The sequence below is a fragment of the Nocardia sp. NBC_01730 genome, assembly GCF_035920445.1.
Lineage (GTDB): Bacteria > Actinomycetota > Actinomycetes > Mycobacteriales > Mycobacteriaceae > Nocardia.
In genome coordinates this window covers 4,087,521-4,100,804 of sequence record NZ_CP109162.1, presented here as the reverse complement: position 1 = coordinate 4,100,804, position 13,284 = coordinate 4,087,521, and the positions used below count along the sequence as shown (strand labels likewise).

General features: G+C 67.6%; 12 protein-coding genes and 1 pseudogene. 8 read left to right on the top strand and 5 right to left on the bottom strand.

Going from position 1 to position 13,284, the window contains the following annotated elements:
- Nucleotides 1-554 precede the first annotated feature (554 nt).
- Nucleotides 555-1,019, top strand: coding sequence for a PaaI family thioesterase (locus tag OHB12_RS16225; protein WP_327120399.1), 465 nt, complete (start codon nt 555-557; stop codon nt 1,017-1,019).
- A 762-nt stretch (nt 1,020-1,781) separates the two neighbouring features.
- Nucleotides 1,782-2,108: pseudogene (locus OHB12_RS16220) on the top strand (transglycosylase family protein); the annotation flags it as partial.
- Between the two features lie 625 nt (nt 2,109-2,733).
- Here the strand turns inward: OHB12_RS16220 and OHB12_RS16215 are convergent.
- Genes OHB12_RS16215 through OHB12_RS16200 form a run of 4 tightly spaced genes read right to left on the bottom strand, consistent with a single transcriptional unit; the run spans nt 2,734 to nt 5,772 of the window.
- A complete protein-coding gene (locus tag OHB12_RS16215) occupies nt 2,734-3,783 on the bottom strand; it encodes an ABC transporter ATP-binding protein (RefSeq protein ID WP_327120397.1) in 1,050 nt (349 codons plus the stop codon).
- On the bottom strand, nt 3,780-4,592 hold the full coding sequence (gene modB / locus OHB12_RS16210; RefSeq protein WP_327120395.1) for a molybdate ABC transporter permease subunit: 813 nt from the start codon (nt 4,590-4,592) through the stop codon (nt 3,780-3,782). Before modB ends, OHB12_RS16215 begins: the two co-directional genes overlap by 4 nt.
- Entirely contained in the window at nt 4,589-5,368 is a 780-nt protein-coding gene (gene modA / locus OHB12_RS16205; protein ID WP_327120393.1) for a molybdate ABC transporter substrate-binding protein, read from the bottom strand. Before modA ends, modB begins: the two co-directional genes overlap by 4 nt.
- Nucleotides 5,365-5,772, bottom strand: a complete 408-nt coding sequence (locus OHB12_RS16200) for a TOBE domain-containing protein (protein WP_327120391.1) — start codon at nt 5,770-5,772, stop codon at nt 5,365-5,367. The genes modA and OHB12_RS16200 overlap by 4 nt, the downstream gene beginning before the upstream one ends.
- 310 nt (nt 5,773-6,082) lie before the next feature.
- Here OHB12_RS16200 and OHB12_RS16195 point away from each other — a divergent pair, with 310 nt between their 5' ends.
- From OHB12_RS16195 to OHB12_RS16175, 5 genes are all read left to right on the top strand, one after another.
- Nucleotides 6,083-7,219, top strand: coding sequence for an esterase/lipase family protein (locus tag OHB12_RS16195; protein ID WP_327120389.1), 1,137 nt, complete (start codon nt 6,083-6,085; stop codon nt 7,217-7,219).
- A 182-nt stretch (nt 7,220-7,401) separates the two neighbouring features.
- Nucleotides 7,402-8,766: a glutamine synthetase family protein gene (locus OHB12_RS16190; RefSeq protein ID WP_327120388.1), complete on the top strand. Its 1,365-nt coding sequence runs from the start codon at nt 7,402-7,404 to the stop codon at nt 8,764-8,766.
- Nucleotides 8,747-9,487, top strand: a complete 741-nt coding sequence (locus tag OHB12_RS16185) for a gamma-glutamyl-gamma-aminobutyrate hydrolase family protein (RefSeq protein WP_327120387.1) — start codon at nt 8,747-8,749, stop codon at nt 9,485-9,487. Before OHB12_RS16190 ends, OHB12_RS16185 begins: the two co-directional genes overlap by 20 nt.
- Nucleotides 9,484-10,845, top strand: coding sequence for an aldehyde dehydrogenase family protein (locus OHB12_RS16180; RefSeq protein ID WP_327120386.1), 1,362 nt, complete (start codon nt 9,484-9,486; stop codon nt 10,843-10,845). The genes OHB12_RS16185 and OHB12_RS16180 overlap by 4 nt, the downstream gene beginning before the upstream one ends.
- Entirely contained in the window at nt 10,842-11,633 is a 792-nt protein-coding gene (locus OHB12_RS16175) for a 3-oxoacyl-ACP reductase (protein ID WP_442800050.1), read from the top strand. Before OHB12_RS16180 ends, OHB12_RS16175 begins: the two co-directional genes overlap by 4 nt.
- Before the next feature lie 57 nt (nt 11,634-11,690).
- Here the strand turns inward: OHB12_RS16175 and OHB12_RS16170 are convergent, their stop codons facing one another.
- The gene (locus OHB12_RS16170) at nt 11,691-12,410 is read right to left on the bottom strand and encodes an SDR family oxidoreductase (protein ID WP_327120384.1); all 720 of its coding nucleotides are present in this window, start codon (nt 12,408-12,410) and stop codon (nt 11,691-11,693) included.
- Nucleotides 12,411-12,484: 74 nt separating this feature from the next.
- Here OHB12_RS16170 and OHB12_RS16165 point away from each other — a divergent pair, with 74 nt between their 5' ends.
- Nucleotides 12,485-13,072: a TetR/AcrR family transcriptional regulator gene (locus OHB12_RS16165; protein WP_327120383.1), complete on the top strand. Its 588-nt coding sequence runs from the start codon at nt 12,485-12,487 to the stop codon at nt 13,070-13,072.
- Nucleotides 13,073-13,284 lie beyond the last annotated feature (212 nt).

Here is a 13,284-nt window from a genome sequence, read left to right as displayed (position 1 = left end):
ATCGACTTCGCAACACGCCCGTCGACATTCGTGAGCAACCGCCGTCACGGTTGATGAACAAGGGACGACCCCGAAGTCGACCCCGACGCCGACCCACGCAGTGGCAGATCGTCTTCGGCCAGCGGTCGGTCGAGCAGGTCGATGTGTTGCTGGCCGCGGAAGCGGCGGTGGCCGGGCGAGCCACCACCTTCGGCGGACGCCATCGTCGAGTGAGTTTGCCAGCCGTGCACCACAGTAGAAACGACCGGAGGCGCTGGCGTCGAACGGTGCGAAATGGTGGACCACCGACCGCGTCACGTCCGTGGGTGACGAATGTCCGCGGCGGCATGGCGGATACGGCGGTATGACCGAGTACCCGATCGCGGAGGTGGACTGTCGACGGGGCGCCGAAGCTCTGAGGTGCCAACGCCTGACCGGGCCACGCCGATAGTTGGCAAGGTGCCAACACTCTGTAGAGATGCGGCAATGAACGCTTATGCTTCGGTGTGGCCCGGAGGCGGCCGTGGCAGACAACGAGGTGCCGGCACCTCCGGCGGGAAGGGGCGGTTGGGGATATGAGCGAGGTCGAGACTCCTCCGTTCAAGGACCTCGTCAACGGGGCATTGGAATTCACCATCCCGATCGCGCACAAGATGGGTGTGCAGGCAGTGGAGGTGCGGCGCGGATTCGCGGCTACCTCGGTGCCTGCCGAGGGCAACGGCAACCACTTCGGCGTGATGTACGCGGGCGTGCTGTTCACGGTCGCCGAAATCCTCGGTGGTGCGATCGCCGTCGCCACCTTCGACAACGCGGCGTTCTACCCGCTGGTGAAAGACCTGCACGTCTTCTTCCGCAAGCCGGCGAAGACCGACGTGCGGGCAGAGGCGACGCTGTCGGAGGCGGACATCGCGCGCATCACCGAGGAGGCAGCGGCGAACGGCAAGTCCGAGTTCACATTGCGGGCGGTGGTCACCGACGCCGATGGTGTCGTGGTCGCCGAAACCGAAGGGCTTTACCAGTTGCGAGCACACGGCAAGTAGTCCGGCCGCAGCCTGCCGTGCTACCGGCAGCCCGCACCGGAGGCAGGTGCCGGGCGCGCCGAGTCAGGCGTCCAGTGCGGCCACCAGCGCTACGACCGCTGCTGTCGTCAGCAAGTGGCGCACAGTGCGGCGAGGGTTTATGGGGCCTTACCGGGGCGGCGCGGCATGTCGCGTCGAAGGCCGCGGTGGCTGCTACCGCGCGACGGCGAACTCCCACGCCGTTCTCCCGCCACCTCCATAACGCGGGGTGACCTGCGCGTTGGACGGGTGTGGCCGGTCGATCGTTGCCCTGTCCAGGAGCTCGTCGTGGGAGCCGAGTCGGTCACGCCGAGCAGGGAGTCGGCGCTGTGCTCGCCGGTCCGTAGCTGACCTCCCGCGCCGTCATACGTCGGCCACGGTCGTGCCGGATGGTCACAACTGGGCCGTCGGACCTGGCCCGATGCGATCCGTTTCACGATTTCGCAGTGATCTCGAACACATAACGTACCTGTAACAGCAAAGCCGTATCGCCGATTTTGCCGTGTCCGACCGGGCGGAATGGCGAGACTCTAGACGATCCCTTTACCCAATTCGGACGTTATTTGAACGTGATCTGCCGCGATTTTTCCGCTACCTTCGATCTCGGCTCGATAACACCCGAGCTCGAACTCGAACCGATGAACGCCGGAAACCCTGTCCCGCGGTTCGACAAACCACAACCTTCCTGGGGACAGGGACGCGGCGGACGCTCCGTCGAGTCGGTGGGCGCAGGTGGGAAATCACATGTCGAAAAACCGCAAGTTCAGCACTCGTGTCCTTGGCTTCACCGCGGCGCTCGGCGCCCTCGTCGCTGTACCGTTCGGCCTGTCCACCGCCACCGCGTCGGCCCACAACTGGGATGCTGTCGCACAGTGCGAGAGCAGTGGCAACTGGAGCACCGAGACCGGTAACGGTTTCTCCGGCGGTCTGCAGTTCACCCAGAGTACCTGGGAGGCCAACGGTGGCAGCGGCAGCCCGTCCAACGCTAGCCGCTCCGAGCAGATCCGCGTCGCGGAGAACGTGCTCGCCACCCAGGGGCCGGGCGCCTGGCCCGTGTGCGGCGCTTACCTCTGATGTGTCACCGGCGCCTGCCTGGCAATGCGGTAGGCGCCGGGTTATTCCGCAGCGATAATGTCGATTGCCGCATTTTGTCGATCTTGAATCGACATCTTTTCGGCTCGAAATTCCGTTCTGCGAACTGAATTCGAGCGCGACCCGCGACCATCCGGCATTGTCCCCCGGTCCTTCGGGAATAGATTCACATAGATCTCCCCGTACCCTCGACGCGCACGCCGACCGGTAGAACCGCTACCGGCTCCGCGGTGTGACCCAGCCTGGTGATCGCCATCGTCGCCGTAATCGGGTTGGGTGAATTCACACCGACCGGCTCGACACGTTCGCCTTGGTGTTCGTGATCATTGCCGTCGGCTCGGGCATCGCGTAATCAGCGTTGATCGCGCGCTGCACCGAGCCCGTCGAGGACCCGGCCGCCACCGCCGTCGGCCGCGCCGTGTGGGGCGATGTACCGGGCGTTGTGACGATCATATTGTTCGGCTTGCCGACGCGGCGAACGTACGAGGATGTGCACTCGGCCGCCGTTCGTCTTGGCGGCGACGTGATCGAGCTGAGTTGATTCTCATCGGCGAGAGTTGATACAGATTCGCACGTCCGACCATGTTGTGACGCCCACGGAGTCTCACGCGGGGTAGGTGTGGGTCTCGGTGGCTTTCACCGCGGCCCACAGTCGGGTGCCCGGCTGGAGCCGGAGCTCGGCGACAGTAGCTGGAGTGACGTCGGCGAGGACCGGTGGGGTGCCGTCGAGGCGTACGCGGATGCTGTGGGCGTGCTGTTCGATGCCGCCGATGGTGACCGGCCAGACGTTGCGTTGGCTGCCCGCAGGGGGCTCGGGATGCAGGCTGACCGCGTTTGGCGGGAACGCGACGTGCACCGCGCCCCGGCCGGGTTCGGCAACGGTGAGCGCGCCGCCTTCGGCGAGGTCGACGGTGATGCCGTGGGCCGTGCCGCGATAGAGGTTGAGTCCGACCAGGTGTGCGACGTAGTCGGAGCGCGGGCGGCGGGCGACCTCGGCCGGCGGTCCTTCCTGGACGACCGCGCCGTGCTCGACGATGACGAGACGGTCGGCCAGTACCATCGCGTCGAGCGCATCGTGCGTGACCAGCACAGTATGACCTGGATAGTCGGCCAGATGGTGTGCGAGATCCGAGCGAACGCGCGGGCGTGTGCTCGCATCCAGTGCGGCAAGCGGTTCGTCGAGCAGCAGCAGCGACGGGTCGGTCGCGAGCGCTCTGGCGAGCGCGACTCGCTGCGCCTGGCCACCGGACAGGGCGCGCGGCTTGTCGGCGACGTGATCGGCGAGGTCGACTCGGCCGAGCCAGTGCGCGGCGCGGTTGCGGGCGGCGGCGCGGCGGTGCCCGCGGGCACGTAGGCCGAAAGCGACATTGTCCAGTGCGCTCAGGTGCGCGAACAGCAGATAGTCCTGGAAGACGACACCGACCCGACGACGTTCGGCGGGCACGAACAGCTTCGGCGGCGCGTCCCAAGTGTCGTCGTCGAGCTGGATCGCGCCGTCGGTGAGTGGCGTCAGCCCGGCCAGCGCGCGCAGCGCCGTGGTCTTGCCCGCGCCGTTGGGGCCGAGCAGGGCGACCACCTCACCCGGCGCGACGGTCAGCGGAACGTCGAGCCGGAACTGCCCGCGGGTGACCCGTAGGTGAGCGTCCAGCGTCATACCGCGCCTCGGATCCAGCGCTCGCGCAGCGCGACCAGTACCGCCACCGAGACCGCGAGCAGTACCAGGCTCAGCACTATCGCGTCGTCCGGATCGTGCTCCAGAGCCACGTAGACCGCCAACGGCATGGTGGTCGTCTTCCCGGGAAAGTTGCCTGCGAAGGTGATGGTCGCGCCGAACTCGCCCAGCGCCCGCGCCCAGCACAACACGCCGCCCGCGACGACACCGGGCAGCACCGACGGCAACGTGACCCGCCGGAAGGTCAGCCAGCGCGACGCGCCGAGGGTCGCGGCCGCCTCCTCGAATCGCGGGTCCGCCGCCCGCAGCGCGCCCTCCACCGAGATCACCAGAAACGGCATCGCCACGAACGCTTCCGCGATCACCACCCCGGCGGTGGTGAAGGGCAGTGCGAAGCCGAACCATTCGTACAGATAGCGGCCGACCAGCCCGCGCCTGCCGAGCACGAGTAGCAGGGCGACACCGCCGACCACCGGCGGCAACACCAGCGGCACGGTCACCAGCGCCCTGATCAACCCGCGCCCCGGCACCTCGCCGCGCGCGAGCAGCCAGGCCAGCGGAACGCCGAGCGCCAGGCAGATCACCGTCGCCAGGCTCGCGCACAGCAGCGAAAGCCGCAGCGCCTGGCCGACCTCGGCGTTGAACAGCCGGTCCGGCAGCGTCCGCCACGGCGCCCGCAGCAGCAGCCCCAGCAGCGGAACGAGCAGGAATGCCAGCGCGCACAGCGCGGGCAGCACCAGAACGAGCGGTCGTCGTCCCGATGGTGTCCGTCGCCGTGCCGACCTGGTCACGGCGTGTCGAACCCCGCCTTCGCGAAGACTGCCCGCGCCTGGTCGGACCGTACGAACTCGACGAACGCGGCAGCTGCCGTAGCGTTCGGCGCGTGCGCCAGAGGCGCGACCGGGTAGTCGTTGATCGCCTTGTCCGCCTCAGGGAAGTCGATGCCATCGACCTGGCCGCCGCTCGCACGTACGTCGGTGCGATAGACAAGCGCCGCGTCGACCTCACCGAGCTTCACCTTGGTCAGGACCGCTTTCACGTCGGCCTCGCTGGTGTCGGGCCGGGGGTTGATGCCTGCCACTTCGAATACCGTTTTGGCGGCCGACCCGCAGGGCACCTGTTCAGCGCAGAGTGCGATCCTGGGCTCGGCCTTGCCGAAGTCGGCCAGGCCGGTGATATGGGCCGGGTTGCCCTTCGGCACCGCGATCTCCAGCCGGTTGCGCACGAAGGTGACAGGTGCGCCGGCGACCTCGCCCTCGTCCACGACCTGCCGCATGTTCTTCGGTGCGGCCGAGGCGAAGACGTCGGCGGGCGCGCCCTGGTTGATCTGCTCGGCCAACGCGGAGCTGGCGCCGAAGCTGTAGACCACCCGCACCCCGGGATGCGCTGCCTCGAACTGCTTGCCGAGTTCGGTGAACGTCTCGGTCAGCGAGGCCGCGGCGAACACCGTGACTGTACCGCCGACGGCGTCCGCATCGGCGGGCTCGGACGTGTCGTCCGCGCCGCAGCCCGCCACTGCGACCGCCGTGATCCCGGCGGCGATCAGCACGTGCAACGATCGGGTCATCGGTCTCGACTTTCCGGTATCTCGACAACGACGTGCGTCGACTTGACCGAGGCCACCGCGACACTGCCGACCTCGAGTCCAAGCTCATCGGCCGACTCCCTGCTCAGCAGCGATACCAGCCGAAACGGCCCGGCCTGCATCTCGACCTGCGCCATCACGGTGTCCTTGACCACCCGCGTGACGATGCCGCGCAGGCGATTGCGGGCCGAAGCGGCGACGGTGACGCCCGGCTCCGGCGTCTCGGCGTTGGCCCGCAGGAATTCGGCCAGTTCCCGGCCGCCGACGCCCTTGCGCCCGTTGTCGAGCTGGATGGCGGTCAGTTTGCCCTGATCGATCCAGCGCCGCACGGTGTCGTCGCTGACTCCGAGCAACGCCGCCGCCTCGCTGATCCGCAAATTCGACACGAGAGGCAGTCTATTTCCGTATCTGCGGAAATCAATGGGCCGCGTGAGTCGGATGGTGCCGCATGCGCGGCGGCGGTGCGGGGCGAACGGATCGCCCGGTCCCGCTCGGACGGACAACAATTTTTCTACTGAAATCTCTCGGCGCGGTGCAGTGACACCGGTCCGGCGCGGGCCATAGGTTCAGTGCGTGACTCCGGATATGGCTCGGGTCACATCCTCGACCGAATGTGGCGCGAGTAACATTCTCGGCCGGTGAACGATTCGCCACCCGGACCGCAACTTCGAATGGGAAGTGAACTGGATGGTGGCAATGAGGCACAGCGTTCGGCAGGCGATCTGCGGCACCGCGGTAATCGCGGGGATGACCATGGCAACGGCGTTCAACGCTGGGGCCGTTCGGGCGCGCGAGCCGATCGAGCCGACGCAGCAGGCGCTCGCGGACTACATCAGCGCGGACCTGACCGAGGCCGCGGACGGCAGGCAGCCGCGTGCGATCGTGGACTCCGGCAGCTCGGGATGGGCCACCAGCGTGGCATCCGATGCCTACGGGGAAGGGCCGGAGATGTCGGCGTATCTGGCCGCGTTCGCCTACGGGCTGACCCACCCCGACGCCGCGCCGCCCAATGCGAATCGCTGGGACTGCGCGCCGACCGTCGAACATCCGCGGCCGGTGGTGCTGCTGCACGGCACATGGCTGAATGCCTACGACACCTTCTCCTACCTGTCGCCGCGCCTGGCGCGGTCCGGATTCTGCGTGTTCGCTTTCAACTTCGGGCGCTCCGGTATGGCGCAAGGCGGTGGGCTCGGCCCGGTCCTGCCGGGCCGCTACGGGGTCGGCCGGATGGAAGATTCGGCGCGTCAACTGCGCGAATTCATCGATCGGGTACTGGCCGTGACCGGCGCGGACGCAGTCGATATCATCGCCCACTCCCAGGGCGGCACGGTCGCCGACCAGTATCTGAAGTTCGAAGGCGGCGAGGGCCGGGTGCGCAAGCTGATCACCTATGGAGCCACGCACCACGGGACTTCGCTGAGTGGCATCGCGACACTGGGCCGGATCATCACCAACTTCGGCGTCGACATCCTCGGGTTCTATGAGCCCCTCGTGGGGTTCGCGAGCATCCAGCAGGCGGTGGGCTCGCCGTTCTACCCCAGGCTGAACGAGCGGGGCGACACGGTGCCTGGTGTGGACTACACGGCGGTCGGCTCCCGGTATGACCAGGTCGCCAACCCCTACGACTGGACCTTTCTGGTCGCGGGCCCCGGTGCGAACGTGGACAACATCACCCTCCAGGAGGGATGCGAACAGGATCTGTCCGACCACCTGACGATGATGTACTCCCCGAGGGCGGTGTCCATCGCGTTGCGCGCGCTCGATCCGACCGCGCACCCGGTGCTGGAATGCACCTTCAATCCCTGGCTGATCGGCGGCAACGGAAGCTTCTGAGCGGTGCTGTCACACGCTGCGCAGCCCACTGTCCTGACCGATCGCGGCGACAAACCGCTTGCGGCGACTCCCGGATCACGTGGCCGAATGCGCGCGACACGGCCGCTTCCAGATTTGTGTGTCCCACAAACATGTCCGGTTTGCTCTACCGTGAGCACGGTCGGTGCCGAGAGGGGTCGTGGATGCGTAACGGGATGCTGAGTGTGGCGCAGTTGCGAGACCGGGTCGATGAGGGGGAGATCGACACGGTACTCGTCGCGATGACCGACATGCAGGGGCGACTGCAGGGGAAGCGTTGCGCGGCACGATTCTTCCTGGACGAGGTGGTCGAGCACGCGACCGAGACGTGCAATTACCTGCTTGCGGTGGACGTGGAGATGAGGACGGTCGACGGATACGCGATGTCGTCCTGGGAGACCGGGTACGGGGATTTCGTGCTGCGGCCGGATCTGCGCACGCTGCGGGCGGTGCCGTGGTGGCCTGGCACGGCGCTGGTGCTGTGCGACGTCGAGCACGTGGTGCCGGAGGGACGGGCGGTCGCGGCCTCGCCGCGGCAGGTGCTGCGCAAGCAACTGGACCGGCTGGCCGAGCGTGGCCTGCGCGCGTTCGTCGGGACCGAACTGGAATTCCTGGTGTTCGATGACACCTACGAAGCGGCATGGAACGCCGGATATCGCGGGCTGACTCCCGCCAACCAGTACAACGTGGACTACTCGATGCTCGGGACCGCGCGGATCGAGCCGTTGCTGCGCCGCATCCGAAAGGAGATGGGCGGTGCCGGGATGTACGTCGAGTCGGCCAAGGGCGAATGCGGTCCTGGCCAGCACGAGATCGCGTTCCGGTACGACGAAGCCCTGGTGACCTGCGACAACCACAGCATCTACAAGACCGGCGCGAAGGAGATCGCGGCCCAGGAGGGGCGCAGCCTCACGTTCATGGCGAAATACGATGAACGAGAAGGAAATTCGTGCCACATCCACCTGAGCTTGCGCGGCGAGTCCGGGAAGCCGGTGTTCGCGGGCGACGGGGCGGACGGATCGTCGGCGCTGATGCGGCACTTCATCGCAGGCCAGCTGGACTGTCTGCGGGAGTTCACCTATCTGCTCGCCCCGAATATCAACTCCTACAAGCGATTCGTCGCGGGCAGCTTCGCGCCGACAGCCATCACGTGGGGGCGGGACAACCGGACCTGCGCCATTCGTGTGGTCGGCGAGGAGCACTCGCTGCGGTTCGAGAACCGCGTGCCCGGAGGAGACGTGAACCCGTATCTCGCCGTGGCGGCGCTGATCGCCGCGGGACTGCACGGAATTGACCGGCAGCTTCCGTTGGAGCCGGAATTCCACGGCAACGCCTACCAGTCGAAGCGACCCCGGGTGCCGCGGACACTGCGCGAGGCGGCCCAGCTGTTCGGGGACAGCGCGGTGGCTCGTGCGGCGTTCGGTGACGATGTAGTGGAGCACTACCGCAACGCGGCGCGGGTCGAGTTGGACGCCTATGACGCCGCGGTCACCGATTGGGAGCGTATCCGTGGTTTCGAACGACTCTGAGGTCGCACGTCCCGTGATCGGCCTGCCGACCTATGTGGAGCAAACACGCTTCAATGCCTGGGACCTGCCCAGCGCGGTCTTGCCGCACACCTATGTCGCCATGGTGGTCGCGGCGGGCGGTATCCCGGTGTTGCTGCCGCCCGCCGGTGCGCCCCGCCCCGAGTTGGTGCGGCTGCTCGACGGGCTGGTGCTGACCGGCGGCGCCGACATCGATCCCGCCCGCTACGACGGCCCTTCGGGCGGATCCCCCGGCTCCACCAGGCCGGATCGTGACGAATCGGAATTCGGTCTGTTCGAGCTGGGGCGGGCAGCCGGCCTGCCGATCCTCGCGGTCTGCCGCGGGCTCCAGCTGATGAACGTGGCATTGGGCGGCAGCCTGATCTCGCATCTCCCCGATGTCGTCGGTCACGACGAGCATTCCGGCACCGAGGGCGGGTTCAGCGTCACCCGTGTGCTGACGACCGCGGGCAGCAGGGTCGCGGAATTCGCCGGTCCGGAGGTGAAGGTCCACTGCCATCATCATCAGGCCATCGACCGGCTCGCCGACGGTCTGCTCGCCACAGCGCACGCCACCGACGGCACGATCGAGGCGGTGGAGGCGACCGACGGTTCTTTCCTGCTGGGCGTGCAATGGCATCCGGAGGTCGATGCCACCGACCGACGGTTGATCCGGGCACTGGTCGAGGCGGCGGACACCTATCGAAGGGAGCGGAACTCGTGACGACGGCGCAGGTGGTCAATCCGGCGACCGAACAGGTGGTGACCACCGTCGAGCTCGTCGGGGAAGCGGAGACCGACGCCGCCATCGCCGACGCCGAGCGTGCCTCGGCCGCATGGCGTGACATCGCGCCCGGCGACCGGGCCCGGCTGCTGCGCTGTTTCGCCGAGGCAGTCGACACCGACCTGGAGCGGCTCGCGCGACTCGAGGTCGCCAATGCCGGGCACACCATTGGCAACGCGCGCTGGGAGGCGGGCAATGTCCGTGACGTGTTGCACTACGCGGCCGGTATGCCGGAACGGTTGCTGGGCAACCAGATTCCGGTCGCGGGCGGCGTCGACATCACCTTCCACGAACCGCTCGGCGTGGTCGGCGTGATCGTTCCGTGGAACTTCCCCATGCCGATCGCGGCCTGGGGATTCGCGCCCGCGCTCGCGGCGGGCAACACGGTGGTGCTCAAACCCGCCGAACTCACGCCGCTGACCGCGATCCGGCTCGGGGAACTCGCGCTCCAGGCGGGGCTGCCCGAGGGCGTGTTCCAGGTCCTGCCCGGCAAGGGATCGGTAGTGGGCAACCGCTTCGTCACCCACCCGGCCGTCCGCAAGGTGGTGTTCACCGGCTCCACCGAGGTGGGCACGCAGATCATGGCGGGCTGCGCGCGGCAGGTGAAGCGGGTGACGCTGGAACTCGGTGGAAAGAGCGCGAACATCGTGTTCGCCGACGCCGACCTGGAACGGGCGGCGGCGACGGCGCCATACGGCGTGTTCGACAACGCCGGGCAGGACTGCTGCGCGCGTTCTCGAATTCTGGTGCAGCGCAGCGTATTCGACCGTTTCCTCGAGCTGCTGGAACCGGCGGTGCAAGGGGTGCGGGTCGGCGATCCTTCCGACGAGTCCACCGAGATGGGGCCGCTGATCTCGGCCGCGCACCGCGAGCGCGTCGCTGGATTCGTGGAGCGGTCGACGAAGGTGGCGTTCACCGGAAGCAGGCCGGAGGGGCCTGGATTCTGGTACCCCCCGACGGTGGTGCTGCCCAGCGCGCCCGCTGACCGGGTGCTCACCGAGGAGGTGTTCGGCCCGGTGGTCGCGGTGCTGCCGTTCGAGGACGAGGCCGACGCCGTCCGGATCGCCAACGATACGGAGTACGGCCTGTCCGGCTCGATCTGGACCAGTGACGTCGGCCGGGCGTTGCGCGTCTCGCGCGGCGTCGAGGCGGGCAACCTGTCGGTGAATTCGCATTCGTCCGTGCGGTATTGGACGCCGTTCGGCGGTTTCAAGCGGTCGGGGTTGGGCCGTGAGCTCGGGCCGGATGCCGCGCTGGCGTTCACCGAGACCAAGAACGTCTTCCTCGCCACGCAGTGACTCACCACCCGACAGGAGATACTTTGCAGCGCTTACAGGATCGCGTCGCCGTCGTCACCGGCGGTGGGAGCGGTATCGGTCTGGCCACGGTCCGTCGTTTCGCCGCGGAGGGTGCGAAGGTCGTCGTCGCGGACGTCGACGCCGCCACTGGCGAGGCCGCCGCCGCGGCAGTCGGCGGGCGTTACGTCGAGGTGGACGTCACCGACGAATCCCAGGTCGAGGCGCTGTTCCAGACCGCGGTCGACAGCTACGGCGGACTGGACATCGCGTTCAACAACGCGGGAATCTCACCGCCGGAGGACGATTCGATCCTGACCACCGGCATCGACGCCTGGCGTCGCGTGCAGGAGGTTAACCTGACCTCGGTATACCTGTGCAGCAAGTACGCCATCCAGCACATGCTGGAGCGCGGCAAGGGCTCGGTGATCAACACCGCGTCGTTCGTCGCGGTGATGGGCGCGGCGACCTCGCAGATCTCCTACACAGCCTCCAAGGGCGGCGTGCTGTCGATGAGCCGGGAACTGGGAGTGCAGTTCGCCCGCGACGGCATTCGAGTGAACGCTCTGTGCCCGGGTCCGGTGAATACGCCGCTACTGCGGGAATTGTTCGCCAAGGACCCCGAGCGGGCCGCGCGTCGCCTGGTACATGTGCCGCTCGGGCGCTTCGCCGAACCGGAGGAGATCGCCGCCGCGGTGGCCTTCCTCGCCAGTGACGATTCCTCATTCATCACAGCTTCGCAGTTCATGGTGGACGGCGGCATCGCCGGTGCGTATGTGACCCCGCTGTAGTGCGGAAACGGCGGTTCCGCATGCGGACCGGCGTCTGAACCGGCGCGGTCGAACTGCCTACTTCGCCGCTCCCAGTCGCGCGCCCCCGTCGACGCGCACCACGATCCCGGTGGTGAACGAGTTATCGACCAGGAACTCGATCGCATGTGCCACGTCGTCGGCCGTGCCGACCCGACCGGCCGGCGTGGACAAGGCGATGGAGTCGAATACTTCGGCACGGGCGCCGTCGGGCAGGAAGCTCCACCAGTCGGTGTCTATCACGCCCGGAGACACCGCGTTCACCCGCAGCGGCGCCAATTCGACGGCCAGTACCGGAACCATGGCTTCCACACCGGCGTTCACCGCGGCCAGCGCCGCCGTCGTCGGCATCGAGCCGCCCGCCGACGCCGCCGACACCAGCGCGATCGAGCCACCCGCGGCGAGATGCGGCAGTGCGGCCTGTATCGCGGCCGTGTGAGCGAGCAGTTTGCCGTCGACGTGCTGCCGCACAAGATCCAGTCCGAGCTCGCGGAACGGGGTGGTGCCGGACGGTCCGGTCACGGTCACCACCAGATGGTCGATCGGCCCGACCTCGTCGAAGAATCGGGCCAGGTCCGTCTCGTCCCGCGCGTCGACCGTCTGTCCGGTGACGTCCGGACCGAGTTCGGCGAGTGCGGCGGCGAGTCGCCCGGCGCCGCGTCCGGCGATGATCACTTCGCGCCCGTGGGATGCGAGCCTGCGCGCGGTGGCGAGGCCGATGCCCGACGTACCGCCCACGATGACAACTCGGTTGCGCACAACCTTCTCCTCTTATTTTCGAACCATTGTGCCTCGAAATATAAACGAGGCACTGTGTCTTGTAAAGTGCGGGCATGACCGGAATCCGAGGCCGCCCGCGCAGCGAGGACGCCAGGCGGGCGATCCTGCGTGCCGCGTTGGAGCTGTGCGAGCGCGATGGCTACCAGGAGTTGACCATCAAGGCGATCGCCGACGCGGCGGGTGCGGGCAGGCAGACGGTGTACCGCTGGTGGCCGGACAAAGCGTCGGTGCTTATGGAGGCGCTCGTCGGGCTGGCCGACGAGCATCCCGCGCTCCTGGTGGAAGACGACTCCGCGGACGTCCTCGCCGACATCGAACGTCTCCTCGCGACAACCTACGAACTCGCGCGCAAGGTGACCGGACAGGCGTTGGTCGGCCTGATGGCCGACGCGCAGCGCGACCCGGCGATCTCGAAGCGGTTGCAGGACACCGTGATCGGTCCGCGCCGCGCCACGCTGCGCGCACTGTTGCAACAGGGGGTCGACGCGGGCGAGCTGGCCGAGGCGGTGCCGCTGGATCTGGTGGTCGACTTCGCGTTCGGGGCCATGTGGTATCGGCTACTGAGCCGGCATGCCCCCGTTGGCGCCGCGTTGGCGCGCGAGGTTACTGCTGGCATTACTGCGTTGCTTGCGGGTAGCTGATTGGGAGGTCTCGCTCCTGCGGGTGGTGTGGGTGCGGGTGCGTTGACGCCGCGACGTTGTCCCTCGGCCGACTGGTCGGTGTCGCGGTTGTATTCCGGATTTCAGTCCATTGTGACTGGTGTCACATTCTTGACGTGCTGGCAGGTCAGAGTATTCTCACGTCGCCCTTTTCGGGCCGCCGCTGTTTGCCAATTTTGGAATCTGGGTATTGC

Coding starts and splice junctions, on each gene's coding strand:
- modA (WP_327120393.1), bottom strand. CDS start 5,368: ATGACCCGATCGTTGCACGTGCTGATCGCCGCCGGGATCACGGCGGTC.
- OHB12_RS16165 (WP_327120383.1), top strand. CDS start 12,485: ATGACCGGAATCCGAGGCCGCCCGCGCAGCGAGGACGCCAGGCGGGCG.
- OHB12_RS16225 (WP_327120399.1), top strand. CDS start 555: ATGAGCGAGGTCGAGACTCCTCCGTTCAAGGACCTCGTCAACGGGGCA.
- OHB12_RS16195 (WP_327120389.1), top strand. CDS start 6,083: ATGAGGCACAGCGTTCGGCAGGCGATCTGCGGCACCGCGGTAATCGCG.
- OHB12_RS16215 (WP_327120397.1), bottom strand. CDS start 3,783: ATGACGCTGGACGCTCACCTACGGGTCACCCGCGGGCAGTTCCGGCTC.
- OHB12_RS16190 (WP_327120388.1), top strand. CDS start 7,402: ATGCGTAACGGGATGCTGAGTGTGGCGCAGTTGCGAGACCGGGTCGAT.